The organism is Salibacterium halotolerans, from assembly GCF_900115625.1.
GTDB lineage: Bacteria > Bacillota > Bacilli > Bacillales > Marinococcaceae > Salibacterium > Salibacterium halotolerans.
Map to the genome: position 1 here is coordinate 44,163 of NZ_FOXD01000013.1, position 25,056 is coordinate 69,218.

29 protein-coding genes are annotated in these 25,056 nt (G+C 49.0%); 11 read left to right on the plus strand and 18 right to left on the minus strand.

The genetic code is table 11. The annotated features are described in order from the left end of the window. Positions 1–35: 35 nt before the first annotated feature. Positions 36–989, minus strand: coding sequence for a muramidase family protein (locus tag BM124_RS11685; protein ID WP_093337762.1), 954 nt, complete (start codon positions 987–989; stop codon positions 36–38). Between the two features lie 199 nt (positions 990–1,188). On the opposite strand from BM124_RS11685, the gene BM124_RS11690 reads away from it, so the two are divergent. Next, the gene (locus BM124_RS11690) at positions 1,189–1,731 is read left to right on the plus strand and encodes a transcription repressor NadR (protein WP_093337763.1); all 543 of its coding nucleotides are present in this window, start codon (positions 1,189–1,191) and stop codon (positions 1,729–1,731) included. Positions 1,732–1,780: 49 nt separating this feature from the next. Here BM124_RS11690 and pheA read toward each other — a convergent pair whose 3' ends face one another. Genes pheA through BM124_RS11710 form a run of 4 tightly spaced genes read right to left on the minus strand, consistent with a single transcriptional unit; the run spans position 1,781 to position 5,036 of the window. Next, complete coding sequence (pheA, locus tag BM124_RS11695) at positions 1,781–2,665, minus strand: prephenate dehydratase (protein ID WP_093337858.1); 885 nt, start codon at positions 2,663–2,665, stop codon at positions 1,781–1,783. A gap of 45 nt (positions 2,666–2,710) precedes the next feature. Continuing rightward, positions 2,711–3,163: an ACT domain-containing protein gene (locus BM124_RS11700; RefSeq protein ID WP_093337765.1), complete on the minus strand. Its 453-nt coding sequence runs from the start codon at positions 3,161–3,163 to the stop codon at positions 2,711–2,713. Positions 3,164–3,215: 52 nt separating this feature from the next. Beyond that, complete coding sequence (gene obgE, locus BM124_RS11705; RefSeq protein WP_093337766.1) at positions 3,216–4,496, minus strand: GTPase ObgE; 1,281 nt, start codon at positions 4,494–4,496, stop codon at positions 3,216–3,218. 9 nt (positions 4,497–4,505) lie between these two features. Next, a complete protein-coding gene (locus BM124_RS11710; protein ID WP_093337768.1) occupies positions 4,506–5,036 on the minus strand; it encodes a Spo0B C-terminal domain-containing protein in 531 nt (176 codons plus the stop codon). 147 nt (positions 5,037–5,183) lie between these two features. Here BM124_RS11710 and BM124_RS11715 point away from each other — a divergent pair, with 147 nt between their 5' ends. Beyond that, positions 5,184–5,450, plus strand: a complete 267-nt coding sequence (locus tag BM124_RS11715; RefSeq protein ID WP_093337769.1) for a hypothetical protein — start codon at positions 5,184–5,186, stop codon at positions 5,448–5,450. Positions 5,451–5,646: 196 nt separating this feature from the next. On the opposite strand, the gene hemY is transcribed toward BM124_RS11715, so the two are convergent. The 4 genes from hemY to BM124_RS11740 all read right to left on the minus strand — a co-directional run bounded on the left by hemY (position 5,647) and on the right by BM124_RS11740 (position 11,441). After that, the gene (hemY, locus tag BM124_RS11720) at positions 5,647–7,026 is read right to left on the minus strand and encodes a protoporphyrinogen oxidase (RefSeq protein ID WP_093337771.1); all 1,380 of its coding nucleotides are present in this window, start codon (positions 7,024–7,026) and stop codon (positions 5,647–5,649) included. Positions 7,027–7,036: 10 nt separating this feature from the next. Then, positions 7,037–7,975, minus strand: coding sequence for a ferrochelatase (hemH, locus tag BM124_RS11725; protein WP_093337772.1), 939 nt, complete (start codon positions 7,973–7,975; stop codon positions 7,037–7,039). 18 nt (positions 7,976–7,993) lie between these two features. Beyond that, positions 7,994–9,028, minus strand: coding sequence for a uroporphyrinogen decarboxylase (gene hemE / locus BM124_RS11730; protein ID WP_093337774.1), 1,035 nt, complete (start codon positions 9,026–9,028; stop codon positions 7,994–7,996). A 262-nt stretch (positions 9,029–9,290) separates the two neighbouring features. Further along, complete coding sequence (locus BM124_RS11740; protein ID WP_093337778.1) at positions 9,291–11,441, minus strand: transglycosylase domain-containing protein; 2,151 nt, start codon at positions 11,439–11,441, stop codon at positions 9,291–9,293. Between the two features lie 335 nt (positions 11,442–11,776). Between BM124_RS11740 and BM124_RS11745 the strand changes: the two genes are divergently transcribed. Beyond that, the gene (locus tag BM124_RS11745) at positions 11,777–12,493 is read left to right on the plus strand and encodes a cytochrome c biogenesis CcdA family protein (RefSeq protein ID WP_093337780.1); all 717 of its coding nucleotides are present in this window, start codon (positions 11,777–11,779) and stop codon (positions 12,491–12,493) included. Positions 12,494–12,510: 17 nt separating this feature from the next. Then, complete coding sequence (locus BM124_RS11750) at positions 12,511–13,686, plus strand: M20 family metallopeptidase (protein WP_093337782.1); 1,176 nt, start codon at positions 12,511–12,513, stop codon at positions 13,684–13,686. On the opposite strand, the gene BM124_RS19525 is transcribed toward BM124_RS11750, so the two are convergent. The 5 genes from BM124_RS19525 to BM124_RS11775 all read right to left on the minus strand — a co-directional run bounded on the left by BM124_RS19525 (position 13,671) and on the right by BM124_RS11775 (position 18,569). After that, on the minus strand, positions 13,671–13,805 hold the full coding sequence (locus BM124_RS19525; protein ID WP_280139735.1) for a hypothetical protein: 135 nt from the start codon (positions 13,803–13,805) through the stop codon (positions 13,671–13,673). The two genes, BM124_RS11750 and BM124_RS19525, sit on opposite strands and share 16 nt — an antisense overlap. Positions 13,806–14,537: 732 nt before the next feature. Beyond that, positions 14,538–15,278 (minus strand): EcsC family protein, encoded by a 741-nt coding sequence (locus BM124_RS11760; RefSeq protein ID WP_093337786.1) that lies wholly within the window; start codon positions 15,276–15,278, stop codon positions 14,538–14,540. Positions 15,279–15,280: 2 nt separating this feature from the next. Further along, positions 15,281–16,510, minus strand: coding sequence for an ABC transporter permease (locus BM124_RS11765; RefSeq protein WP_093337787.1), 1,230 nt, complete (start codon positions 16,508–16,510; stop codon positions 15,281–15,283). After that, positions 16,510–17,250, minus strand: a complete 741-nt coding sequence (locus BM124_RS11770; protein ID WP_093337789.1) for an ABC transporter ATP-binding protein — start codon at positions 17,248–17,250, stop codon at positions 16,510–16,512. The genes BM124_RS11765 and BM124_RS11770 overlap by 1 nt, the downstream gene beginning before the upstream one ends. Positions 17,251–17,264: 14 nt before the next feature. Then, positions 17,265–18,569 carry an AMP-binding protein gene (locus BM124_RS11775; RefSeq protein ID WP_093337791.1) on the minus strand — a complete coding sequence of 435 codons (1,305 nt, stop codon included), beginning with the start codon at positions 18,567–18,569 and terminating at the stop codon, positions 17,265–17,267. A 142-nt stretch (positions 18,570–18,711) separates the two neighbouring features. Here BM124_RS11775 and BM124_RS11780 point away from each other — a divergent pair, with 142 nt between their 5' ends. The 5 genes from BM124_RS11780 to BM124_RS11800 all read left to right on the plus strand — a co-directional run bounded on the left by BM124_RS11780 (position 18,712) and on the right by BM124_RS11800 (position 22,377). Beyond that, positions 18,712–19,140, plus strand: coding sequence for an HIT family protein (locus tag BM124_RS11780; protein ID WP_093337792.1), 429 nt, complete (start codon positions 18,712–18,714; stop codon positions 19,138–19,140). 84 nt (positions 19,141–19,224) lie between these two features. Continuing rightward, positions 19,225–20,307 carry a 3-phosphoserine/phosphohydroxythreonine transaminase gene (gene serC, locus BM124_RS11785; protein WP_093337794.1) on the plus strand — a complete coding sequence of 361 codons (1,083 nt, stop codon included), beginning with the start codon at positions 19,225–19,227 and terminating at the stop codon, positions 20,305–20,307. 252 nt (positions 20,308–20,559) lie between these two features. Further along, positions 20,560–20,916, plus strand: a complete 357-nt coding sequence (locus BM124_RS11790; RefSeq protein WP_093337796.1) for a YtxH domain-containing protein — start codon at positions 20,560–20,562, stop codon at positions 20,914–20,916. An 83-nt stretch (positions 20,917–20,999) separates the two neighbouring features. After that, positions 21,000–21,578, plus strand: a complete 579-nt coding sequence (locus tag BM124_RS11795) for an HTH-type transcriptional regulator Hpr (protein WP_093337798.1) — start codon at positions 21,000–21,002, stop codon at positions 21,576–21,578. A 250-nt stretch (positions 21,579–21,828) separates the two neighbouring features. After that, a complete protein-coding gene (locus tag BM124_RS11800; RefSeq protein WP_093337800.1) occupies positions 21,829–22,377 on the plus strand; it encodes a DUF3267 domain-containing protein in 549 nt (182 codons plus the stop codon). Between the two features lie 12 nt (positions 22,378–22,389). On the opposite strand, the gene BM124_RS11805 is transcribed toward BM124_RS11800, so the two are convergent. After that, positions 22,390–22,965, minus strand: coding sequence for a YpmS family protein (locus tag BM124_RS11805; RefSeq protein ID WP_170841118.1), 576 nt, complete (start codon positions 22,963–22,965; stop codon positions 22,390–22,392). 129 nt (positions 22,966–23,094) lie between these two features. Between BM124_RS11805 and BM124_RS19285 the strand changes: the two genes are divergently transcribed. Continuing rightward, positions 23,095–23,277 (plus strand): hypothetical protein, encoded by a 183-nt coding sequence (locus tag BM124_RS19285; protein ID WP_177195413.1) that lies wholly within the window; start codon positions 23,095–23,097, stop codon positions 23,275–23,277. Positions 23,278–23,348: 71 nt separating this feature from the next. Here the strand turns inward: BM124_RS19285 and BM124_RS11815 are convergent, their stop codons facing one another. Both BM124_RS11815 and BM124_RS11820 read right to left on the minus strand, forming a co-directional pair. Further along, positions 23,349–23,435 (minus strand): YjcZ family sporulation protein, encoded by an 87-nt coding sequence (locus BM124_RS11815; RefSeq protein ID WP_090925630.1) that lies wholly within the window; start codon positions 23,433–23,435, stop codon positions 23,349–23,351. 24 nt (positions 23,436–23,459) lie between these two features. Continuing rightward, the gene (locus BM124_RS11820) at positions 23,460–23,543 is read right to left on the minus strand and encodes a YjcZ family sporulation protein (protein ID WP_090925629.1); all 84 of its coding nucleotides are present in this window, start codon (positions 23,541–23,543) and stop codon (positions 23,460–23,462) included. Between the two features lie 149 nt (positions 23,544–23,692). Between BM124_RS11820 and BM124_RS11825 the strand changes: the two genes are divergently transcribed. Further along, entirely contained in the window at positions 23,693–24,586 is an 894-nt protein-coding gene (locus BM124_RS11825; protein WP_170841119.1) for a foldase protein PrsA, read from the plus strand. A 163-nt stretch (positions 24,587–24,749) separates the two neighbouring features. On the opposite strand, the gene BM124_RS11830 is transcribed toward BM124_RS11825, so the two are convergent. Next, positions 24,750–25,010: a sporulation YhaL family protein gene (locus BM124_RS11830; RefSeq protein WP_093337806.1), complete on the minus strand. Its 261-nt coding sequence runs from the start codon at positions 25,008–25,010 to the stop codon at positions 24,750–24,752. Between the last annotated feature and the right edge of the window lie 46 nt (positions 25,011–25,056).

The window sequence follows — 25,056 nt, forward strand, 5'->3', positions numbered from 1 at the left end:
TAGAGGTAATAACGGCAGTACTTTACCGCACTTTTTTATTGATGCGGCACAAAAGGATTCATCCACGGTGAATACGGGCCGCTGCCGAATGATTCCGGTCCTTCTTCATAACCTGAAGGGCTTTCGGTATATTGATTTCTGTCTTCTGCATCCCGTTTTTTACCGGGGCTGTTTTCATTTGCAGCGGGCATCATGCCGGCCGGCGGCATCCCATTCGCCGGACTGTGCTGCGGCATCCATCCCATTTCCATACCATTTGACGAAGGTGGCATGGGCATACCCGGCATCTGCTGGGAGGGTCCCATAGGCGGCATCTGCTGTGGCATCTGCTGCATGTCCGGACCGGAGCACGGGGATGACATAACAGGAGAGAAAGAATGGGAATGTACCGGTCCGGGCGGAGGACAAGGCGCCATAACCGGGACAACCGGAACATAGCTGCACGGCCCCTGCGGCATCATGCCCTCCATGTTTCCTTTTGCCATATGAGTGTTTGCTGCAGCTGGATCAGGCTGCATTTTGGGCGGCTTCGTCTGGGACGGCATGACGTCTTCCGGTTTTTTCGGACCGCTCTTCGATGAGGGGGATTCCGCTTTTTTCTGTTGTTCATTCTGTTTTTCTTTTTCCGCCTGCTGGTAAAAATGGACATTCATGTTGTAATGATTTTCTTCCGACGAAGGGACGTTGGGATAACTTGGCATCGGAGCGGGCTGATACATGGGTGGAACATTCGATTCCCCGCTTGCAGGCTGCTTCGTGTTTTCTTTCATCGTCTCTTCTTTTTGCTGGGTTTCTTTAGGCTGACCGGACTTAGGGCTTTCCTTTTTCACGTGTACACTTTTTGCCGGTATTTTTATTTTCATTCCTGGCATGATTTGATCCGGGTCCGCCAAATGATGATTCACCTGTTTAATTTCTTCGAAAGAAACATTATACTGCTGCGCCAGCTTCCACAAGGTATCCCCTTTTTGTGCAATATAAATCTGCATGTTTTTCCTCCTTCACTTTTCATCCAAAAATGTTGCTCTGCTTCCTCTTCCGCATGTTTAAAGCTTTTTTCGAACGTCTTATCTACAGCAAGCATATGCCGCAAAAATAACGGTTATGCACAAATACCGGGCGCGGCTGTTCATACCGCCGTCTTTGCTGTAAAATGAGAGCCAGATTGACGTAATGGAGGAAACGGCAATGGGAAATCAATCCGATAAAATACCGGGCCAAAAGCGCAGGTCCCTGATTTTAGAGTGGCTGCAGGAGACGTCAAAACCAATAACAGGAAAAGATCTGGCGGAGCGGACCAACGTCAGCCGGCAGGTCATTGTTCAGGATATATCCCTGCTGAAAGCGAAGAATCACCCCATCCTTGCGACATCGCAGGGGTATGTCATCTTTTCAGAGCCAGAGCAGGATCAAATCCGGCGGCAGATTGCCTGCTTTCATTCTTCGGATTTAGACAGGACCGAAGAAGAGCTGAACATTATGGTCGACCACGGCGCCCGGGTGATCGATGTATCGATTGAGCATCCTTTCTACGGCGACATCTCCGCCCCGCTGATGCTCTCCAGCCGCCGCGATGTAAAAAAATTTGTTGAAAGTCTCAACGATACCAACGCCCCGCTGCTCTCTGAATTAACCGATGGGACGCATCTGCATACAGTAGAAGCAGGATCAGATACTGTTATCGAAGAAATCAAGCAGGCGCTTCATCAAAGCGGCTTCTTACTCGTATAGCCCTTCCCCTCTCATCTCCGGCGGTTGACGGCATGCAAAGAGCTGTCCCTTATTTTGGGGACAGCTCTTTGTTTTCGGTATTTTCTGTTTCAGAAGAGACGAGGCATGGGTAGCTTCCAAGCACCCGGACGCCGCAGCCGAGTGCTTCCACTTCAGCAATGACCCCGGGCAGCAGCACATCATCCATCTCTTTTTCTACATCAATGACGAAAAAGTAATTCCCGATACCGGTCTTCATCGGTCTCGATTCGATTTTCGTCAAATTGAGCTTTCTCCAGGAAAACGCCGACAACACTTGATGAAGAGCGCCGGAATAATCCGATGGCAGTGTGATGACCATCGTCGTCTTATGTTTTGCCGCTTCTTTTCGTTCCAGAACATTTTTTAAATCGGAGACTAATACAAAGCGGGTATGATTGTTGCCGTAATCGTGAATATTCTTTCTAGCCGGAATCAATTCGTACGTCTCGGCGGCCAGAAGGTTGGCCACAGCGGCAGCACGCCATTCCGGATGTTCCTGCAATTCCTGAGCGGCCGCACTTGTCGAATTCGTGTAGTGAATGGCTGCGTTCGGCAGCTCACGCCGAATAAACTCATGACACTGCGCGATCGCCTGCGGATGGGAATAAACATCGGTTATCTGCTCCAGATTTATTTCCTGGTCCGGATGAACGAGCAAATGCTGTTCAATCGGCACCGTCACCTCTGCTGTAATCGGCAGTTCATGTTTGTGAATCAAATGATCGAGTGTCATATTAACGGATCCTTCAATCGCATTTTCAAGTGGAACGACCGCTGCGTCCACCTCATGCTCCGCAGCCGCTTCCATACAGGAAGGTATTGTCGGAAAAGAGTTGCGCTCACTGTCCGGCATCACTGCCTTTGCCGCTGCTTCCGTAAACGACCCTTGCGGACCAAGATAGCCAACCTTCATTGTCATATCGAACTCCCCACTCCTTACTGTGAACTGAACTTATTTCTATAACGATCCAGAACCGACAATTTCCACATGCTCCACCGCGTCCATTCTCTCCAGACGCTGCACGAGCGACCGGATTTCCATCCGAAGAGCTGACGTGTCGATCGTGAGCGTTACATTCGCTCTTCCCTGCAGCGGGATCGTCTGATTGATCGTCAGCACGTTGGACTTTGCATGAGCCACTTCCTGCAGCAGATTGGAAAGCGAACCGGATATGTCTGTCAGTTGAATCGAAAGCGTAATGATCTCTTCTTTAATGACGGTGTGAAAAGGAAAAATAGCGTCTCTGTATTTGTAAAACGCACTTCTGCTTAAATTAACAGACTGGACTGCATCTGCCACTTTCTGCTTTTTCCCGCTTTCAAGCAGCGATTTAGCCTCCAGTGTTTTCTGCATCGCATCCGTCAGCATATCCTGTCTGACCAAATAAAAGTTGTCGATTTTCTCTGTCATCCGTTCACCACCAGCCGGATTAAAAGTAACATAACCGGTCTTCTGTTATCCTTTATTCAATAAACTCAAATTCGAAATCAAGCAGACGAACCGTGTCGCCGTCTTCGGCCCCTCTCTTCCGCAGCGCTTCATCGATTCCCATCTGCCGCATCTTCCGGGAGAATCGATTAATTGAATCATCCTTTGACATATCCGTCATTTTAAAGATTTTCTCAATTTCGGCTCCGGAGATCTCAAATGCCCCGTCATCGGCACGGGTAATCGTAAATGGTGATTCCGGCTTTTGATAACGGTACACCACTTTTGATTCTTCCTGTTCTTCATACAACGGAAACTCCGGTGTCTGTTCCAGAAATTCGGCTGTTTCTCTCAGCATATTGGTCAATCCCCCTTTTGTGAGGGAAGACACAGGGTACACACTTACGTCGTCAGGCACCTTTTCCCGGAACGCAGCAAGATTCTCGTCCGCACCCGGCATGTCCATCTTATTGGCCGCGATAATCTGTGGACGTTCCAGCAGGCGCATATTGTACTGTCTCAACTCTTCGTTAATCGTCTCATAATCCTCAAACGGGTCTCTTCCTTCGAACCCGGACATATCGACGACGTGGATAATGACTCTCGTCCGTTCAATATGACGGAGAAACTGCTGCCCGAGCCCTGTTCCTTCATGCGCTCCTTCAATGAGTCCCGGAAGATCGGCCATGACAAAGCTGCTTCCATTGTCACTTTCCACCACACCGAGGTTGGGCTGAATCGTAGTAAAATGGTAATCCCCGATTTTAGGTTTGGCCGCCGAAACGACCGACAGCAGCGTGGATTTACCGACACTTGGAAATCCGACAAGGCCGGCATCGGCAAGCAGCTTCAGCTCCAGTTCAATGTTGCGCTCCAGTGCCGGTTCTCCGTTTTCTTTAATTTCCGGCGCGGGATTGGCCGGAGTAGTAAACCGGGTATTCCCTTTACCGCCTCTTCCTCCGCGGACAGCAGTGAAACGTTCCTTGTGTGTTGTTAAGTCGGCGATGACATCCCCGGTGTCACTGTCTCGTAACGTCGTACCCGGAGGTACATATATAACAAGGTCTTCTGCGTTTTTTCCATGCTGGTTTTTGGAACGGCCGTCTTCTCCCCGTTTTGCTTTAAAATGCTTTTGATACCTGAAATCCATCAGTGTCCGAAGTCCTTCATCCACTTCAAAAACAATGTCGCCACCTCTGCCGCCGTCCCCGCCGGCCGGTCCGCCGTCCGGGACGTAGGCTTCACGACGGAATGCCACCATTCCGTCTCCGCCGTCACCAGCTTTCACGTATATTTTCACTTTATCTATAAACATCATGTCACCTCATTTACTTTTCAATACGAAGACTAATTCCTTTTCATTCCAGATAACGTGGTCAATGCGGCACCGGCCGGTTTCTGCATACATCGAAAGCCAGTTCCCAAGATCAGTACTGTGGTCCATACTGCCCTGAAAGTCAAATTCAATATAGGGGTCTTGTTCTGTATGAATCGTAATCAGCAGATGATTGTCCCGGCCCGGACAGGCAGCCGCATCGAGTTCACGTGTAAACGAGGAGATAATTTCGTGCCAGCATTCCTCCAGGTCTGAACAATTCCGGGCTTCTCCGGCAACTTCCATGTCGAGAGAAAACCGGTGTGGTTCCCAGTTGAACGACAGCAGAAAAAGAGCCGTCTTCGGTACCTGCAGGCGCGTCAGCCGGCTGGCGTGCTCGGATCTCTGTATCGTTTCATTTAGTATTTCCTCCACCCGGTCCGTCCGGTTCAGGGAAAGATTTCCTTTTATAATCTGAATAATATTCACCCAGTCATGTCTTGCATGCCTTAGAATATCCAATTGCCTGCGTTCATCCAATCGTTTTACACTCCTGCTCTGCCGTAGTCGAAGGTATAGTTTATTGTATCATACCGAGTTTCTTTCAGCATCATTATGCATAATTTGAACAGAAGCGGTCACACTACGTAATGCTCCACTAAATCCACAATCATGGAGGGATTTAAGATGACACATCAAAACCAGAATCAACAGATGCAGCAGGCACAGCAGGCTATTCAACAGGCTAAACAAAACATGCAGAATGCCGGCAATGACCCGCAGAAATTGCAGCAGTGCCAGCAGCAGCTCCAGCAGGCGGAGCAGCAGTTGCAGCAGGCACAGCAGCAGCAGACAAGCATGTCAGGCCAGCCGCAGTTCCAACAGGCCCAGCAGGATCTCCAGCAGGCACAGCAGGATTTGCAGCAGGTGCAGCAGAACCAGCAGGGTCAATAATATAAGGTTCGCCCGCATGACAGCCGCATGAGAAGTGGAAAACAAAAAACCGGGTTGACTCCCGGTAGATGAAGAAGACCTTCCCTGTCCGGGGAAGGTCTTCTTCATGTCCCATCCATCTGATGCGCGTACATAAGACAAAAACGCTTCCGGCCGTCCTTAAAACAGGCTGGAAGCGTTTTATGCTTGCACACCACTATTGCTGCTCCATCATACGGCGGACGGCCTGTTCTCCCTGGCTGATGCAGTCCGGAAGACCTACACCTTCAAATGCAGCACCCGCCGTATAGATACCTGGAAATTTTTCTTTCATGTGACTCGATATACGTTCCATTTTCTCAAAATGTCCCACCTCGTATTGGGGCATGGCATGCCGCCAGCGTGTAACATTGAAATATTCCGGTTTCCCTTCCACAGCCATAACGTGATTCAGGTCTTTCAGAACAATATCCACAATCTCTTCGTCCGGTTTTTCCACCACATCTTCGCCGCCGGGCTTCCCGACGTAACAGCGGAGAAGCGCCTTGCCCGGAGGTGCGGCGTGTTCCCATTTACGATGCGTCCAAGTGCAGGCGGTGATGGTGTAGCCGCTTTTTTTGGAAACGACAAAGCCGGTACCGTCAAAATCACCGCTGAGCTGATTTTCATCAAATGCCATAGCGACGGTCGCAACGGAAGTAGCCGGAATGGAAGCGAGTTCTTCTTTCAAAATGTCTGAATCCAGGAGCGATGCTGTAATATCATGAGGCGTTGTCATGATCACCCGGTCAAACAGCGAAGTACTCCCATCACTGAAGGCAAGCTCATACTGTCCTTCTTTTTTGCGGATGGACTGGAGACCGGAATTTTTATGGACCGCATCTTCATCCAGATGATTCTCAATACCTTCCACAAACGATTGAAGTCCTTTTGTTAAGCTGTAAAAACCCGCTTTTTTCCGTCCTCCTCCGGAAGAAGGACGTTCTTCCCGCATACCCAGGATAAGACTGCGGTACTGCCGTTCTACTTCAAAAAAACGCGGAAACGTAGCCTGAAGGCTTAAACGGTCCATGTTCCCGGCATAAATACCGGACAAGAGCGGATCAATCAAGTGATCCACCACTTCGCTGCCAAGCCGTCTCCGGAAAAACACGCCCAGTCCCTGATCCGAGTCTGATTTGGAACGGGGCAGGATGAAATCAGCCGCCGCCCGCAGTTTTCCGCGGATGGAAAACAGACCCGTCGTTAAAAAAGGACCAAGTTTTGTCGGAATTCCCATGACAGAACCTTCCGGAATCGGATGCAGAGAACGTCCTTTCAGAATATAAGCCCCGCTTGCGTTATTCGTAATCAATTCTTCTTCCAGGCCGACTTCTTTAGCAAGAATGGAAGCACTTTCTTTCCGGGCGAGAAAGGAATCGGGACCCTGCTCAATCACAAAACCGTTGTAGTAGTCCGTCTTTATTTTTCCGCCCAGGCGCTCCTCTTTCTCAAAAAGGTGGTACTCCATATCCAGTGAATTGGTCATTATTTCTTTCTGCAGATAGTAGGCGGCGGCGAGTCCGGTGATCCCTCCGCCGATAATAGCTGTTTTCATTATCCATCCCTCACTTACTTTCTGCCCCTGTCTGCCTTATTCTTAGAATGGCATCCGCAAGTGCATCAATAAATTCGGGCTCCGCATTCGGCATGGCGGGACGATAATAGGACGCGCCAACTTCATCGCAGGCCTGACGGCACTCCACGTCATTGTCAAACAGAACTTCAAGATGATCCGCCACAAAGCCGACCGGACAGTATATAAAAGCGTTGTATCCATAGTTGGAATGAAGATCTTTCGTTAAATCCTGGACGTCAGGACCGAGCCATGGATCCGGTGTGTTCCCTTCACTCTGCCAGCCGATGGCATAATCGGAGATACCGGCTCCTTCCGCAATCCATTTCGCTGTTTCTTCCAGCTGCTCAGGATACGGGTCGCCCGCCTGTATAATTTTTTCCGGAAGGCTGTGTGCCGAAAAAATCACACACGTCTTTTCTTCCGGTCTTGTCTGTTCCATCGTACGTTTCACCTGATCGACCCAGTATTCAATAAATTTCGGTTCATCATGCCAGTTTTCCACGGAATGAATGGCCGGGCCATCGATGCGCAAGGCTTCTTCGTGCGCCCGGCCGTTATACGATTTAATACTGAACGTCGAAAAATGCGGCGCAAGTACAATACTGTACGCTTTCTCAATACCATCTTCTTTCATTTGAGCTACGGCATCTTCAATGAATGGATCAATATGTTTCAATCCAAGATACCAGTGAAATTCCACCTCGTCTGTCCGCTCATTCAGACGTTCCTCCAGGCTTCGGCCCTGGTTGTTTGTAATGTTGGCAAGAGGAGACACGCCGCCTATCGCCTCATACCTGGAAATCAGGTCCTGAAGCGCTTCTTCCGACGGTTTTCTGCCGCGTCGGATATGCGTATAGTAGGACTCCACCTCATCCAGACTCCGAGGTGTTCCGTATGCCATCACAAGCAGTCCGATTTTTTCTGCCATTTGGATGACCCCCTTTTTTTATTTCTGTGTATATTCATGTACAAAAGCTGTCAGCCGTTTCAGCGTGTCCGGATCCACATCCGGAAATACACCGTGACCCAGGTTGAAAATAAACCCGTTTTCCTGCATGCCCTGGTCGAGGATCGGTTTCACCTGTTCTTCAATGGCATTCCACGGTGCCAGGAGCAGAGCCGGGTCAAGATTACCCTGCAGTGCTTTGGTGATTCCCTGATTTCTTGCTTCCGAGACCGGGGTCCGCCAGTCCAGACCGATAATTTCAAGAGGAAGGTCGTTCCATTCCTGCAGCAGATGCCCCGCGCCTACGCCGAACATGATAATCGGAACCTGTTCCCCCTGCAGTTCTTCGAATATCCGCCTCATCACAGGTTTTACATAACGGCGGTAGTCCGAAGCATTTAATGCCCCGACCCATGAATCAAAAATCTGGATAGTTTCCGCTCCTGCCCGGATCTGGGCTTTCACGTAGCGGATTGTCATATCGCCGAGCTTGTCCATGAGTGCCTGCCAGGCTTCGGGCCGGGCGTGCATGAAGGCTTTCGTGTGGTAGTAATTTTTGGATGGTCCGCCTTCAATCATATAGCTTGCGAGCGTAAACGGTGCTCCGCTGAACGTAATCAGCGGAACATGAAGCTGTTCGCGGAGCAGGCTTATCGTGTCGAGGACAAACGGAACTTCCTGCTCCGGTTCGATCATGCCGAGCTTGTCAACGTCGTCGTGGTGCTTGATCGGATTATGAATAACCGGACCAACCCCCGGCTTAATATCAACCTCCACTCCCATAGAAGGGAGTGGTGTCATAATATCTTTGTACAAAATGGCAGCATCGGTATTGTACTGGTCAACCGGAAGTTTTGTTACGTAGGCGCACAATTCCGGATCTCTTGTTATCTCAAATAAAGAATATTTTTCTTTCAGTCTGCGGTACTCCGGCTGTGAACGGCCCGCCTGGCGCATATACCAGACCGGGACATGGTCCACAGGTTCTTTTCTTGCAGCCTGCAGAAACGTCATGTTTTTATTCTGTTGGGCCATCGGCATTTCCTCCTGTTCCTGTAACCCTCTTCATCCTCCAGCTTTTCCTCGTTCGTCTATCGTTCCATACCCTTTTTACCATACTCCACAAGCATTGTCATGTACAGCACTTCACGCCAATGTTCATAAAATGGATAATAAAAAGCTAAAGCGCCCTGAATCACTGAAGTTCGGCTGAGAACGCCACGTCGCGCGGCAGCGCCGAACGGATCTGCATCCTTTAATAAAAGAGGCTGCCCCCTGGATGGACAGCCTTCTTCTATCAACCTCCGAATATGGAGCCCATGGAGGCTTCTGCCACGTTGGAGGCTTCTCCTTCTTTTTCGGTCTGCGGGTTGTAGGGAACGACCATATATTCTTTCATGTTGAAGATGTTGACCCCTTCGATCGTGTATTCTCCTGTTCCCTGTACTTCTGCGACTTTCTCGCTGGCACCGTCGGTAACTTCGTAAATTTTGTAGATAACGCGTTCATCGTCCGCCGCCGTCCATTCCAGCTGCACATTGAAAAGACCGCCGCCGCGGAGGCTGAGGGAAGCCGATAAATCATTCACGCTGTTCATTTCCACCGGTGCTTCAAGATCCTGTACGCCGTCGGGCTGTTCAAACGTGGTGCGGACATCCGATTCTTCCGGCACTTGATTTAAAATATCTTTAAAAAGCCTGGTCGGAAAAGAGCTCCCGGCCTGAAGATACTGCTCTTCTGTCGTCTGGTCGTACCCCATCCAAAGCGCGCCGGTCCACTGCGGAGTGAATCCTGCGAACCAGGCATCCCTTGTTGCTCCTTCTACTTCCACAAAGGACGTCGTACCGGTCTTGCCGGCCAGCGGATAGGTGGTGGACCCTTTTGTTCCGGTTCCTTCCTGCACAACATTCTGCAGCATTCTTGTCATATACCATGAATTTTGAGGAGTCATGATCTGCTTCGTTGACGTTTGTGCTTCTGCGATGACATCGCCGTCCCGGTTCTCTATTTTTGAAATAAAATATGGCTCGGTCTTCTTTCCGTTATTGGCAAAGGCAGTATAAGAGGATGCTATCTGATACGGGGACAACCCTTCCGATAAACCGCCAAGCGCCACGGCCAGACCTTCGGACTCAATGTCCAGTCCCGCAGACTGCATCCATTCGGACGTCGTGCTCCGGTCCAGCTGATCATAAAGCCAGACGGCCGCCGCATTGGTGGACTCTGTCAGCGCTTTGTTCATCGTAATATCACCTGAATACTCGCCGTTGTAATTTTTAGGCGTATATCCGTTGTAACTTGTTTTTTCATTCTGAAGGATAGAATACGGCTGATAATCACCGGATTCCAGAGCAGGAGCATAAACTGCCAGCGGCTTCATCACCGATCCGGGCTGCCGTTTCGCTGTCACACGGTTCAGCCCCTGACGCACGTAATCCCTGCCTCCCTGTACAGCCGCAACACCGCCGCTCTGATGATCCATCATGAAAAAGGCTCCCTGTACATTCTTTGATCCTTCCGGAAAATAAGAATCCTGTTGAAACAAGTTATAGGAGGCCTGCTGCATTTCTTTATTCATCGGTACGACAATGTCGTATCCTCCGCGGTATATTTGTTCCGCTGACAAGTTATACTTCGTTTCCGCTTCGTTTAATACCATATCAATATATGTATAATAAGCGGGACTGTTTTCTGTTTCATGGAGCTGGTCGGGCAGCGTTTTTCCCTGCAGGGCAACAGCCTTTTCGGCCCCTACATACCCTTGTTCTTCCATCAGTGAGATGACCGTGTTCCGCCGTTCCCGGGCCTGTTCGGCATTATCGACCGGGGAATAATTCGATGGTGCTTTCGGGATACCGGCAAGCATTGCAGCCTCGTCCACCGTCAGTTCCGACGCGTCTTTGTTGAAATACAGCTGGGCCGCCGACTGCACGCCGTATGCTCCGTGCCCGAAGTAAATCTGGTTCAGATAATATTCGAGAATCTGGTCTTTGCTGAATTTGCGTTCGAGCCCCATCGCAATTAACACTTCTTTTGTTTTGCGCAGCAGGGTCTGATCATTCGTTAAAAAAGAATTCTTCGCGAGCTGCTGCGTAATGGTGCTCCCGCCTTCCACAATACTGCCTGCCAGAATATCGCGGTAAAGCGCACGCAGAATGCCGCGCGGATCTATACCCTGGTGTTCATAAAAACGCATATCTTCAATCGCAACAAACGCCTGCTTCACGTGGTCGGGAAGCGATTCAATTTCTACGACATTACGATCTTCCTGATGCAGTTCTGCCAGTTTTGTTCCTTCTTCGTCATAGAGGACAGATGTTTCTTTCATGACGAGCTGTTTCTCATCGATAGCGGCCGCCCCTATGACAACAGACGACAGATATATGCCGGCACTGACCAGCATAAAACCGATGAGCAGCAGCCCCCATTTCACCCATTTATTTTTCATTTAAAACAGCGGCTCCTTCATTGTGCACGGTGATTTCTACATAATAGAGTTGTCTGCCTGCTATTATAAAGTATCCGCCGTGATTCGGCATCTTTTTTCACAGCTTTTGTTATTCTGCGTGATTTTAACAACTTTTATCAAACCTTGTCCAACGGCTTCCTCCCATTCCATTTCCCCGCACAACGCCGTCATGATATGATAAAATGTACATTACCCGCATTGCTTGGCATGTACGAACATTTCAGCTCGTACACTATCATACAGCCGCATTGTTTCATGCAGATGTCAAACGTTTTTGAATGATCACCGCAGAGTGAAAAACAGGAGGGATTTCGTTGAATGAAGTCAGCATCTGGCTCGCTTTCGGGGCGGGGATTGTTTCTTTTTTATCGCCCTGCATCTTTCCACTCGTCCCGGCCTATCTGGCCCAGTTGACAGGCTCGACGGTCGCCGACGGAGAAATACAGGTGGGAAGAAGAATCGTCTTATCCCGGAGCCTGGGGTTTATCCTTGGGTTTACGTTAATATTTATGGTGCTCGGCCTCACTTCCACCGCACTCGGTTCCTTAATTGAAAATAACCAGAAAGTCATTCAGCAGGTGGGCGGTATTGTTATTATTCTGTTCGGTCTGCAGATGACCGGAATCATATCCATTAAAGCATTAATGACCGACAAGAAACTGCACCGGACGCCGAAAAAATCAACCAGCTTTGCCGGCTCTGTTTTTTTCGGACTGGTGTTTGCCGCCGGCTGGACGCCCTGTATCGGACTCGTCCTCGGCGGTATTCTAACTCTGGCAGGTTCAGCTGAAACCATGTACACCGGTTTGTTTATGCTGTTCATCTACTCCATGGGGCTTGGCATCCCTTTTCTGATCGTCGGTCTGCTTTATTCGAAATCGCTGCATAAATTAAAACGGCTGAATAAATGGCTCCCGCGTATCCAAAGAGGAAGCGGCGTCATTATGATTGCACTCGGCATCCTGCTGTTTACCGGTTATTTTCAGATGCTGTCGGCGTATTTCGCCCAATTCAATCCGTTCAGCATTTAATACAGAGGAGGTCTATTATGGAACAGAAGTTATTTGAACTGCTCGACCAGGGCTATGATGAAATGGTCGAGATTCGGCGGTATCTTCATCAATACCCGGAGCTGTCTTTTGAAGAGGAAGAAACGCCCGCCTACATCGCGGACTATCACCGCCGGCTCGGGCACGAGGTACATACAGGCGTCGGAGGCCGCGGTGTCACCGCCCGGCTTGAAGGCGCACAGCCCGGTCCTGTCATCGCGCTGCGCGCAGACTTTGATGCGCTTCCGATTCAGGAAGAAACCGGTCTGCCGTTTGCTTCAAAACGTGACGGCGTCATGCACGCCTGCGGTCACGACGGACATACAGCCGAAATGCTCGTGCTTGCCAAAGCACTGAACCAGCTGCAGAACGAGCTTTCCGGCTCTATTGTTTTTATTCATCAACATGCGGAGGAACTGGCTCCCGGCGGTGCGCAGGCCATGATTGAAGATGGATGCCTGGACGGTGTCGATGCCGTATTCGGCACCCACCTTTGGGCAACGGTACCATACGGGGTGATGCAGTATAAAGACGGGCCCATGATGGCCGCGGCTGACAGTTTTGAAATAAATATTATCGGCCAGGGCGGCCACGGTGCCACACCGCACCTGACAAAAGATGCGATCGTCATCGGCTCCCAGCTTGTCACGACGATACAGCAGCTCGTCAGCCGCCGTATTGATCCGCAGGATTCCGCCGTCGTCTCGGTCGGTTCGTTTGAAGCAGCGAACGCGTTTAACGTCATTGCCGATCAGGCGCGTCTCGTCGGCACCGTCCGCACTTTCAACGATGATGTGCGGGATACCATTGAAGAGGAGCTGAACCGCATGACAAAGGGTGTGTGCGACAGCGCCGGAGCGGAAGCTGATTTCCGTTACTTCCGAGGATATCCGACGGTTGTGAACCATACCCGGGAAGCGGAATTTCTTGCTTCCTGCGCAGCCGAAGTGCCGGGTGTGACCGAAACAGAATACATGAAACCGCAGATGACAGGAGAAGATTTCGCCTACTACCTTCATCATGTGAAAGGCTCCTATTTCTTCACCGGCGCGGCCAATCCGGAATGGGAAACACCATACCCCCATCACCATCCAAAATTCGACATCGATGAACGCGCCATGCTTATTGCCGCCAAAATCCTCGGCAAAGCCGTCCTCGATTACAAATCAGCCTGATGAAGGAAACCGTATGAAATAAGGGACTGTATCAAAAGGTACAGTTCTTTTTTGGAAATAAAGAATGCAGTTTCAGGCAGGTTCAGAAGATGGCTGCTTTTGGCTGTCGCTTCCTTCATCCGACCAGGGTGTGGACACTACCACCGAAAAATAAGCACGTAGTGTCTTCCGATCACCGATTGATGGACACTGCGCCGACCAAATCAGGAATTAGTATCCGCCGGCAGAAATCAATGGACACTAGCTGCAGGGACGTGAAGTGCTGGTGTCACCCAACACGACTTCCATGGATACTACACGTGCTCCCGGACAATGTAGTGTCCATTACACCACGCTGCCAATCCAACCAAAAAAGGAGACTGGGACAAAACCTTTATAGGACAGAAGAATGAGGCTGGGCCAAAACCTCTATAAGATAGAAAAATGCCGAACGATTTTAAAAAGTCGTTCGGCATTTTTCGTTACTGAGACAAACCGCTGCGCCAAAATGCTTCGCTTTCACTCCAGAGCACAAGGGCGGCATCGATTCGCTGGGGCTCATCGTGTCTTCTTTGCACTCCGGAGTACAAGGGCGACATCGATTCGCTGGGGCTCATCGTGTCTTCTTTGCCGCGGGCACGGCTCAAATAGAGGATGATCGGCTAAAACCGGCACGTCCTGTGCCAACGCCGACCTGACCCGCATCCTGCGGGCCTTCGGAAGAAAATCACTTCCTGCGGGGTCTTGAGACTCGTGCTGTTCTGAGCAGGAGTCGAAGCATTTTGGCTCCGCTGCCATGCGAATTCTAAACAGAAACAAAAGACGTTCGTGTTTTGTTTTATACATTTTTCTTTTGTCCCAGGCTGTTTCTTTCACCTTTCCTTATCCAGCAGCCACTTCCAGCGGTAACCCTGCTTTGCGGCTTCTCCGAGCTGCGCCAGGAGCTGGTGATTGGCTGCCGCCCCGATGACGGCGCCCAGTCCCGGCATCAACTGCAGCATTTTCACCAGATCAATATGATCTCTGTATTCCTGCTGAAACGTTGTCCAGTCCCATTCTTCCGCTATTTTGAGTTTTCTCGGTTTCTCCTTTACATATTCGTCCCATGTTTCGAGGTGCTCAGCTGTTTCTTTTCGTTTTTCCGGACTGGAAAAAGCCGCCTGAAAGAGATGAAGCAGATACAGCCGGTTCCGGAAATCGTGGATATCCAAACCGTAAATCATCGCAGCGGAAAAAAGAAAGCGCATCTTGAAACCGAGCAGAAGCGGAAAGTCCGCTGCTCCAAGGAGAATCCCGCCGGCCCCGGTTCCGGCTCCTTCCACAGCCGCCCCTCTCTGGTAGAACGGGATCAGCTCTTCCAGTTTTTCATCCGCTTCCTCAAGCGTCTGCGCCGGGGACAGCTTTTTATTCGGCAGATAATCCGATCCCGTCAGTACGCCGGCTGTCATCTGCTGGACCGCCTTCCCCATCGAGCGGTGGAAAGCACCGGGCATCAAATGATTGAGCCGCCCCTGCACTTTCGCGGCTGCGGTTCGTGTCATGCTCTGCGGTTTTTTCAGCTGTCTCAGCCACACTTCGGCTTCCTCGAGCGCTTGTTTCTCGTAATTATTCATGATCACGCCTCCCGGCCGTTCTGAATCATCGCTTTATCTTTTTGGGACAATGGGTACATCAGGCACAGCAGCAGGCCGGCACCAAACAAAACCATACCGGGAAGGAATGACCCTGAAGTCAGCAGATAAACGAGTGTCAGCAGTATCGTCTGGGCGGCGAGAAGGGTTTTCACGAGTGCTTTAAAATCATGCTGCTTATGCACATGCCCCACGGGATAAAGATCCGGCCAGATGGTAACATCGAGATGATGCCAGAGCGTACGAAGCTGCACACTGGTCATGTAAAGAAACAAAAACGCAGCCGCCATACGGAACCAGTCGTTTGGAAAAGCATACATGACGAGTCCCGCAGCCACTATTAACCGGACATACATGCCCAGGTACTCCCCCGAGCGCATGAACGACTTTCCAAACAGGACCATAAATACCGACCCTTTTCTCCAGATCCACTGGTCTACGGGCGCATTCAGCCATCGTCGGCGCTTCACCCCCGCCTTCACGTGCCCGACATCGGTGAAGGAACGCACAAACCGGTAGAACGCGGATACCCGCTTTTCCTCCTGCTGCAGAAGCACTTCCCATTTCAGCAGGTGACGGCCGAGCAGCGGGTAATAATAAAAAATGTACACAAACGCGCATACAAGAAGCACAGCGGCTGGAAACCAAAGGGCGGCTCCCTGAAACAGAAGGTAGGCTGCAGCAGCGTTTAATACCGCACGGCCCGCCGTATGTTTATAACGGATGGTTTCTTCCTGGAACCGCGTCTCCACCCAGAACGAAGCATAATTCCACCCATTTATAAGAAGAAGAAGAAAAAGAGACGTATACATGTACAGATTGTCATCCACGACGCGGTCTCGAAATAATGGACCAAGCAGCAAAAACACGATGACCACAGCGGCCGACTGGAACGCATACGAGTAAACCACTGATTTTGTGAAATAGGATTTCAGGCGGCTTTCAAGCGGCAGCAAAAAGACAAGGTCTCCCTCTTTCAGAAACGTGCGGAGCGGGCATCTCGTTAACAGATATGCAAAAAGCAGGGTGAATAGAAGCGGCACCGGAACCGAGGAAGGGAGCCATTCCATAAAGGAGGGGTAAAAATATCCTCCCGCCAGAAACAGGGCGTACAGACTGAACATAAAGCCGCTGTTGCCGATCAGCCGCAGATAGCTTACAGCCTGGTTCCAGAACGTCTGGACACGGTCTTTCCAAAGCGATTCGATATTCATCAGACTTCTCCTTTAGTCACTTCTATGTATAAATCATCAAGATCCGCCTCCGGCATGCCTGTCTGCTCCCGCAGTTCAGCAAGTGTCCCCTGATGCCTGATCCGTCCTTCATGAAGAAGGATGAACCGGTCGCAGTACCGCTCTGCTGTTGCCAGAATGTGGGTCGACATCATAATGCCGGCACCCTCCTGTTTTTTCTCTTCCATCATATCCAGAAGCGACTTGATCGCCACCGGATCAAGGCCGACAAATGGTTCGTCCACGACATACAGGCTGGGCTGTACCAGAAACGCGCACATAATCATGACTTTCTGACGCATCCCTTTAGAAAAGTGACTTGGAAACCAGTGTTTCATCTTTTCCATCCGGTATTCTTTCAGCAGGCGGGCGGCGCGTTCTTCAAATAAGTTATTGTCCACGCCATATGCAGCCGCCGTCAGCCTTAAATGCTCCCAGAGCGTCAGTTCTTCATAGAGAATCGGCGTTTCAGGGATATACGTGAATGTCCGCCGGTACGCTTCCGGTTCGTCCCGGCACTGCACTCCGTGTATACGGATATCCCCGTTTGTCGGTTCCATCAGACCGAGAATATGTTTAATAGTTGTACTTTTGCCTGCTCCGTTCAGACCAATCAGGCCCACCATTTCGCCTGAGCGTACATGAAAGTTAAGTTCATGCAGGACCGGTTTATGAATATTATAGCCCCCGCTGACCTGATTCAGTTCAAGAAGTTCGGTCATGACTCTTCCTCCTTCTAAGGCATCGTATCCATATAAGAAGATGAATACGCCGTTTTTCTTTTCCGTTCCTTGATTTCAATGTATCCGTCCGGATCAATAACAGCACGGTCCCCTGTATGAAGCCAGCCGTTCTTAATGGACTGTGACGTTTCTTCCGGGTTTTTCAGGTAGCTTTCCATGACATGATTGGAACGTATTATGATTTCGCCGACCGCCGTTCCGTCACGCGGGATTTCTTCGCCTTCTTCGTCAACGACTTTTACATTGGCGCCGATCATCGGAAATCCCGTTTTCGCTTTCACTTTTTCTTTCTGCCCGCCTGTCAGATGCTGATGCTGGGGACGCACTTTTGATACGGCTACAAGCGGAGACGTTTCGGTCATGCCGTAAACCTGCACAAACTCCCAGTCCAGTTCCGTTTCCACCTGGTGCACGAAGTCCTGCGGAGGAATTTCTCCGGAAACGACAAGACGTACATCCCGGTTGACCGGCGAAATGGATTGGGTTTTGTAGTAATCCAGCAGCGTTTGCAGAACAGGCGGTGTCATATGAACCACCGTAATATGATAGGCATCGATATGCTGCGCTGTAACGGGGGCTTCCATGTCCTGCTGCATGACCTGAACAGCTCCGTTGGCGGTGTAAATAAACGGCGCTCCCCATCCGTTTGCATGATGCATCGGGAGCACATGTAAAAGCCGGTCCCTGTCGCTCACCCGGAGATGGTGCATGGCTGACAAAGCATGAAGGTAGTTGCTGCGGTGGGTGGTCAGCACGCCTTTCGGCTGGCCGGTCGTTCCCCGGGTGTACTGCAGCGTGGCAATATCTTCCTCTTCCAGTTCCACACGATCATACGGGTGCCCCGGAAACTGGTCCCTCCATGAATGGTAATGAATACATTTATCCGGCGCCGGAGATTCTCCGATGACGATGATATGTTCCACCGTTTCAAGGCGGTCTGTTATGGAGGAAATACGAGAATATAAGGCTTCTTCTACAATCAGTACCCTGCTTTCACTGTGATTCAGAATAAATACATATTCTTCTGCGCTCAGACTTGTGCCGAGAGGGGTCATCACCGCTCCGGTCTGAAATACCCCGTAGTATCCTTCTACCAACTCCAGGCAGTTCCTTGTTAAATAAGCCGCCTTATCCCCTTTTTTAATACCAAGATCATTCAATGCCCGGGAAAGCTGATTAACGTTATGATTTAATTCCGCGTATGTTACTTCTCTTGACCCATCTATGACTGCCGTTCTATTCCCGTACAACAATACCGCACGGTCCAGAAAATCTGTTAAAAGCAGGGGGACAAACATCGAAGTCCTCCTTTTTCAAATTTGTGCTAAACAGATTATAGCATTACCGCTTCATTTTTGTAACAATCCAGAGTTGTTTTTGCCGATGCATGTGCGGACTGATAGAATGAAGGTATACATTCAAGATAAAGGGGCACTGCTTATGACTTACGACAGCAACTGCATTTTCTGCAAGATTGTATCCGGCGCTATACCTGCTGCGGTCATTTATGAAGACGATATCTGCCTGGCATTTGCAGATCTTGGACAGGCCACAAAAGGACATACCCTGTTAATCCCGAAGGACCATCAGGAAAATATCTTTGAGCTTGAAGAAGATACGGCCGCTCATTTGTTTAAGACCGCGCCGAAAATCGCAAACGCCATTAAAAAGGAATTTCAGCCTGCGGGAATGAACATTATCAATAACAATGGCACCGCTGCTTCCCAGTCAGTCTTCCATTATCATCTGCATTTCATTCCGCGGTACGGAGCGGACGATGGTTTCCAGCCTTCATTTGAGGATAACAGCTCCCAATACACGTCGGAGGATCTACAGGCCATCGCCAAAAGCATCAACAACCATTTATAGAACGATCCGCTCTTGATACGCCGACTTTCGGCTTCAGGGTACCAATCATATCGTTCCAACATACATCGAAGGAGTGCAAATACATTGACTAGAGCTCACAATTTTAACGCAGGTCCGGCTGCCCTTCCGGAGAAAGTATTGAAACAGGCCGGAGAGGAAATGCTTGATTTTAACGGCACGGGAATGTCGGTTATGGAATTAAGCCATCGCAGCAAAGATTATGAACAGGTTCACAACGAAGCAAAAGCCGGTATAAAAGAACTGCTGCAGGTCCCGGACACACACGACGTTTTATTCCTGCAGGGAGGGGCGAGTCTGCAGTTTCCCATGATCCCCATGAACTTTCTGCCTGACGGAGAGAAAGCCAACTACATTCTGACCGGTTCCTGGTCTGAAAAAGCGTTAAAAGAGGCTCAGCTTCTCGGTCAGACGAAAATCGGGGCATCTTCTGCCGAACATAATCACACCTACATCCCGGATATTAATACTATGGACGTCGACCCAGCGGATGCTTACGTGCACATCACGTCCAATAACACGATTTTCGGTACCCAGTGGCAGACCCTCCCTGACTGGAAAGCGCCTCTTATCGCCGACATGTCCAGTGACATCCTGAGCAGACCGGTTCCGGTGGATCAGTTCTCGCTTATTTATGCCGGTGCCCAAAAAAATCTCGGCCCTTCCGGCGTTACCATTGTCATCATAGAAAAAGAAATGATGGAAAAAATACCGCAGTCCATTCCAACATTCCTGCGCTATGATACCCATGCGGATAAAAACTCTCTGTATCACACGCCGCCGACCTTCGGCATTTATATGCTGAATCATGTGCTGGACTGGATCCAAAACCGCGGTGGTGCCGAAGGAATGCAAAAGCACAACGACGAAAAAGCCTCTCTCTTGTATGACACAATTGATCACAGCGGCGGATTTTATAAAGGGCACGCAGAGAAAGACAGCCGTTCGAACATGAACGTCACCTTTAATCTGCCAACCGAAGAATTGAACCAAACATTTCTTGAAAAAGCGAAAGAGGCTGGATTTGTCGGTTTGAACGGCCACCGCTCCGTAGGCGGATGCCGGGCTTCGCTGTACAATGCCGTATCACTCGAATCCTGCGAAGCCCTGCGCACCTTTATGCTGGACTTCCACAAAAACCACGGTTAATCCTGAAATATCTCCCTGTAAACGCCGGCAGCGCTGTCGGCGTTTTTTTATTTCCAAGACGCTTCGTGACGTGTACACGAAATAATAACTCCCAAAAACTTTAAAGAAAACGCTTACTTTCGTCGTGCGGCTATTTTTCTAATTAATAAAAGCAGATTGTCCTTTTCATTTTTTTGATTTTTCTCTATACTGTTATCAGAGAATAATATTTATAAACAGAGAGAGTGAACAGGAGAAAGGACAGGTGGTATCATGAATTCGAAATCATTAATTTCCGGACTTTTAACAGGTTTGATGACAGGAGGCATTATTTCGCTGCTTTCTGCACCGGCGTCCGGGGATGAAACAAGACAATATATGAAACAGTACAATTGGAGAAACGTGAACCGTCTTCTTTCCCGAAAAGGGCAGGCAGCCGTTTATGATTGGCGCTATGCCGCCACAGAAGGTCTCGAAGCAGTAGACGGCCTCACCCAGGAGATGAAAAAAACTTACAGCCGCTACAAGCAGGAAGTGGAACCGGAAGTGGAAAGCATCCAGGAACAGATTAAAGAAATATCCGATTCCATCACGGAACTGAATGAACGAATTCGTAAAGAATCTGAATAATTCCTCACATATTGTCGTTTTATCTTTATGTAAGAATGAACAATAACTTTTTATTACAATAATAGTTGGAAGGAGGCAGACGATTGGAATATACCCCAGCATCTACGAAACAATCCATTTTGTTCTGCCACAAATTTGCCCAGTTGACCAAAGCACTATGGAAGTCAGTGGAAAAAGACTGGCAGCAGTGGATAAAACCTTATAACCTTAATATTAATGAACATCAAATTTTGTGGATTGCCTATCATCTGGAAGGTGCCTCCATTTCTGATATTGCCAAATTCGGCGTGATGCACGTGTCTACCGCATTTAACTTCTCAAAAAAGCTGGAGGAAAGGGGCCTTTTATCTTTTTCCAAAAACGCAGATGATAAGCGGAACACGTACATTGAACTGACAGAAGAAGGGGACCGTCTGTTTCTACAAACCATTGAAGCGTATGAACCCGACACGTATAACGTGTATGACGGTGCCCTTCCCATGAAAGAGTTGTATGGAAAGTTTCCTGATTTTACCGAGTTGCTCACTATCATCCGGTACGTGTACGGCGAGGATTTCATGCGGATATTCGAAGAAACGATCAACACGTTCGATGAAGAGTTCACCGAAGAAAACGGCTTATTGATCCCGGAAGAAAAAACAACCTCCGGGCCGCATGTGTAGGACCATAAAAATATAACGGACAGCAGCCCCCCCCACTTGCAAGCTTACGTGACAGAAATCAATGCAGGGCCGGCCTTTTTATAAAATGAAAAAAAGAGACGATTTCCGATGGAATCAGGCTTGAATACGCTTTACCCGCTTAAGGAATTGTCGAAATTCTTTTTCTTTTCATGGATTTTGCCGTGCCTATTGATTTTTGCAGATGCAAGCCCTATATTATTCACGTAAGATATGAAAGGGGGGATCTCCCGTGAACTGCTGGAAATCCATTAATGTAAAGAGAGACTATCATCCTTCAAGGTTGATGATTTTTTCTTTCAGCATGATTATCGTCACGTTCATTCTAGGTTACCTTGGCTTAAGTCTGTATCACAGAAATCAAGCATACACAGAACTTAGTATGCTTCATACCCTTTTGTTTCTGATATTACTGTTTCCGGTTCATTCCTTTCTTCATGTTGTACCACTTCGGTTTGCGGGGGTCCACGTCGACTGGAACCGGTTATTCTTCAGACGAAAAAGAAAAGCCATGCTGTTTCTCAAATTCACGAGACCGGTCAGCCGCAATTACTATATCGGTGCCATGCTTTTTCCAGCATGCTTTATTAACATCAGTGCCGTTGCAGGGGCGTTTTTGTTTCCATCGCTCATGCATTACTTTGTACTGATCTTTTCCTTCAACTCCGGTCTTGCGGTATATGATTTCATTTATGTCAAACAACTTCTCGGCGCTCCGCGTCACTGCTATATTGAACAAAACAGAAATGGACTGGATATATTAGTAAAGCAGCCGGTATAACGGCTGCTTTTTTTATTTGCCTACGTTGAACACAATGTCATCATTTTCGGGCTGAAAACGTTCCACCCGCAGAGAATAATCTTCCCCAATTGTAATCTGGTTCATATGGATATGAATCTGCTGATTTTCTGTATCGATCTCCACTGCTTCGGGAAAATCAGCCTGCGATGCCAGCAGCGCCATCGCCTGCTGACTGGGCAGATTGAACGCTCCGACAGATACGCGTTCGAGTGTCAGCAGAATGTTCCCATTTTCGACTGCTTCTGTTTCGAACTGCATCGCAGCTTCGATGGTCCGCCCGAGAAAATCGATACCGGCCGTCACCTCTGCTGTTGATCCGTTAAACTGAATATTCACCTTTTCAGATGCTGCTTCTTCCTGCAGCAGTTGATTCAACTGCCCGGTTGTGGCTTGTACCGTGAAATATTCCTGAAACTCTCCGTCCGAGCTGCCGCCTGGAGACCCGTTCTCCCCGCTGTCTTCCGCCGGCGAGCTTAACAAGAAGAATAATAGGGCAGAACCAAATACCAGACCACCTGCTAATGTGAGAAACGCCCATTTCCAACCATTTATACTGCGGTTGTGCATCTTTCCACCTGCTTTCCTGATAACCTCATTTCCTATCATATTTTCTCTTATATTGTACTAGAAAAAAACTATCTTTTTACACCATCTTTTGTTAAGGTATAATAGATACATGGTATTGGGGGTAAAAAGATGCTGATCGCATTGTTCGGATTATTTTCGCTGACCTATTTATTTGTAATAAATTCAATGACTAATGCCCTCTGTGTCCAGAAGGAGATACCGGCAGAACGACAGCCGAAAATTTTCAGAACCATTAATATTCTGCTGACCATTCTTCTAACATCCACATTCGTTGAATTGTGGTTTACCTAAACCGCTAAAGCGGTTCCTGTATGTATAAGAAGCTTTCCCGAAACAATCGGGAAAGCTTTTTTTAACGGCTTTTAGTAGATCCAGGCAGCGCCTACGATCACAAGCAGAATGAAAAGCACCACAATCAGCGCAAACTGCGAACCATACTCATATCCCATTATATTTCCTCCTTTCCTCAGAATTTAGTACCAGGCGGCACCTACGATAATCAGCAGAATGAAAAGGACGACAACCAAAGCGAAGCCGCCGTAATACCCTTTTGACATGTGACCACCTCCTAACACGCTTTCTGGGATATGTTATGTCAGAACCCCGCTCTTTGTTTAGGCTTTTCACCCGTTTTTTCTTTTTTTATCGTTTGTGGTATGATGTAGATTGTCTGAAAACGGGATATACCATGAGGAGGTGGAGGCTTTTGTATTTATCATTTCTTAAGATGGGAACGGCGGTGGCAGCTGTGTTATGTCTGGCTTCCTGCACAGGCGGGGAACATGGTGGTGCATCCAAAGAAATTGTGCAGGTCAATGACACAGCCATCACCGAAGAAGCGTTGACAGCGGAATTGAGGAAGCGTTACGGCCGGCAGGTCCTTCAGGATATGGTGCAGGGAAGAATCATGGATGATAAAGCCCGGCAGCTGGAGATAGGGTCTGAGCAGGTGGAGCAGGAATTACAGTCTCTCAAACAACAATACGGCGTGGAAACGGATGAAGAACTGCTTACATTGCTTCAGTCTCAGTTCCAGCTTCCGGTGCAGTCGATGGAATCCCTGAAAAACAGCGTATTGAAACCACAGCTTGTGCGCCGGCAGATGAACGAATCGGTAGAGCTGTCAGACGAAGAAAAACAGGCTTATTTTGAGGAGCATCAAGAAGAACTTGAATCCGTCTCGGCCCGTCATATCCTGGTCGAGGATGAAGAGACGGCTGCAACAGTGAAGGATAAACTCGCAGACGGCGGTTCTTTTGAAGAGCTGGCCGCTGAGTATTCAACGGACGGTTCCGCATCAAACGGCGGCGAATTGGGCTTTTTCAAACACGGACAGATGGTTGAACCTTTTGAAAAAGCAGCGTTTTCCATGAGTCCCGGCAGTATCAGCGAACCGGTGGAAACTGAATTCGGCTATCATATCATTGAAGTTCTCGACCGTAAAACAACATATGAAGAGCTCGAGGAAGACGTTGCCAAAGCAGCCCGCAGCGCTCGTATTCCTTCGCAACAGGAATGGATGCAGCAGCTGATGAATGATGCGGATATCCAGATAAAAGATTCCATGTACGACGATTGGATACAGCTTCAAAAAGAGTAATCCTCCGGAATGAAAAAGATGCATGCAGACGAAATAAAACAGAAAAACTCCCGGTTGTCTTTAGACGGTAACCGGGAGCATCTTTTGACTTTGGCTGGATGAGTGATCCTTTGGCCGGGTGAAAAACAGTTTTTTGCTTTGTTTTAAGCTTTGGAAAAAGCATTCAGGAGGAGGCGCGCTTTTTCTCCCGTTCTTCTTCCATTCTGCGGATGAAAACCCGGCCTTCTTGTTCAATCCAGCGGTCTTCTTCTTCTTTTTCGCTTTGGCTTGTCTTCCACCACATGAAACCACTGAATACAATGCCGAGGCCGCTCAAAAGAACCCAGGATGGAACGGCGGTTATTCCTGCGAAACGCTGCCACACAACAAGCAGAACGAACAAACCAATGAGAGTAAGCAGTACTTTTTTCGGTCGTTGATTCATAAAGACCTCCTGTTCTTGTCCGGTTGTGTTCTCATGTGTATGCGTG

What these genes read in the sequence shown, in the direction of transcription:
- BM124_RS11685 (WP_093337762.1), bottom strand. Translation starts at nt 989, where the DNA reads ATGCAGATTTATATTGCACAAAAAGGGGATACCTTGTGGAAGCTGGCG.
- BM124_RS11690 (WP_093337763.1), top strand. Translation starts at nt 1,189, where the DNA reads ATGGGAAATCAATCCGATAAAATACCGGGCCAAAAGCGCAGGTCCCTG.
- pheA (WP_093337858.1), bottom strand. Translation starts at nt 2,665, where the DNA reads ATGAAGGTTGGCTATCTTGGTCCGCAAGGGTCGTTTACGGAAGCAGCG.
- BM124_RS11700 (WP_093337765.1), bottom strand. Translation starts at nt 3,163, where the DNA reads ATGACAGAGAAAATCGACAACTTTTATTTGGTCAGACAGGATATGCTG.
- obgE (WP_093337766.1), bottom strand. Translation starts at nt 4,496, where the DNA reads ATGTTTATAGATAAAGTGAAAATATACGTGAAAGCTGGTGACGGCGGA.
- BM124_RS11715 (WP_093337769.1), top strand. Translation starts at nt 5,184, where the DNA reads ATGACACATCAAAACCAGAATCAACAGATGCAGCAGGCACAGCAGGCT.
- hemY (WP_093337771.1), bottom strand. Translation starts at nt 7,026, where the DNA reads ATGAAAACAGCTATTATCGGCGGAGGGATCACCGGACTCGCCGCCGCC.
- hemH (WP_093337772.1), bottom strand. Translation starts at nt 7,975, where the DNA reads ATGGCAGAAAAAATCGGACTGCTTGTGATGGCATACGGAACACCTCGG.
- hemE (WP_093337774.1), bottom strand. Translation starts at nt 9,028, where the DNA reads ATGGCCCAACAGAATAAAAACATGACGTTTCTGCAGGCTGCAAGAAAA.
- BM124_RS11740 (WP_093337778.1), bottom strand. Translation starts at nt 11,441, where the DNA reads ATGAAAAATAAATGGGTGAAATGGGGGCTGCTGCTCATCGGTTTTATG.
- BM124_RS11750 (WP_093337782.1), top strand. Translation starts at nt 12,511, where the DNA reads ATGGAACAGAAGTTATTTGAACTGCTCGACCAGGGCTATGATGAAATG.
- BM124_RS19525 (WP_280139735.1), bottom strand. Translation starts at nt 13,805, where the DNA reads ATGAAGGAAGCGACAGCCAAAAGCAGCCATCTTCTGAACCTGCCTGAA.
- BM124_RS11760 (WP_093337786.1), bottom strand. Translation starts at nt 15,278, where the DNA reads ATGAATAATTACGAGAAACAAGCGCTCGAGGAAGCCGAAGTGTGGCTG.
- BM124_RS11765 (WP_093337787.1), bottom strand. Translation starts at nt 16,510, where the DNA reads ATGAATATCGAATCGCTTTGGAAAGACCGTGTCCAGACGTTCTGGAAC.
- BM124_RS11770 (WP_093337789.1), bottom strand. Translation starts at nt 17,250, where the DNA reads ATGACCGAACTTCTTGAACTGAATCAGGTCAGCGGGGGCTATAATATT.
- BM124_RS11775 (WP_093337791.1), bottom strand. Translation starts at nt 18,569, where the DNA reads ATGTTTGTCCCCCTGCTTTTAACAGATTTTCTGGACCGTGCGGTATTG.
- BM124_RS11780 (WP_093337792.1), top strand. Translation starts at nt 18,712, where the DNA reads ATGACTTACGACAGCAACTGCATTTTCTGCAAGATTGTATCCGGCGCT.
- BM124_RS11790 (WP_093337796.1), top strand. Translation starts at nt 20,560, where the DNA reads ATGAATTCGAAATCATTAATTTCCGGACTTTTAACAGGTTTGATGACA.
- BM124_RS11805 (WP_170841118.1), bottom strand. Translation starts at nt 22,965, where the DNA reads ATGCACAACCGCAGTATAAATGGTTGGAAATGGGCGTTTCTCACATTA.
- BM124_RS19285 (WP_177195413.1), top strand. Translation starts at nt 23,095, where the DNA reads ATGCTGATCGCATTGTTCGGATTATTTTCGCTGACCTATTTATTTGTA.
- BM124_RS11815 (WP_090925630.1), bottom strand. Translation starts at nt 23,435, where the DNA reads ATGGGATATGAGTATGGTTCGCAGTTTGCGCTGATTGTGGTGCTTTTC.
- BM124_RS11820 (WP_090925629.1), bottom strand. Translation starts at nt 23,543, where the DNA reads ATGTCAAAAGGGTATTACGGCGGCTTCGCTTTGGTTGTCGTCCTTTTC.
- BM124_RS11830 (WP_093337806.1), bottom strand. Translation starts at nt 25,010, where the DNA reads ATGAATCAACGACCGAAAAAAGTACTGCTTACTCTCATTGGTTTGTTC.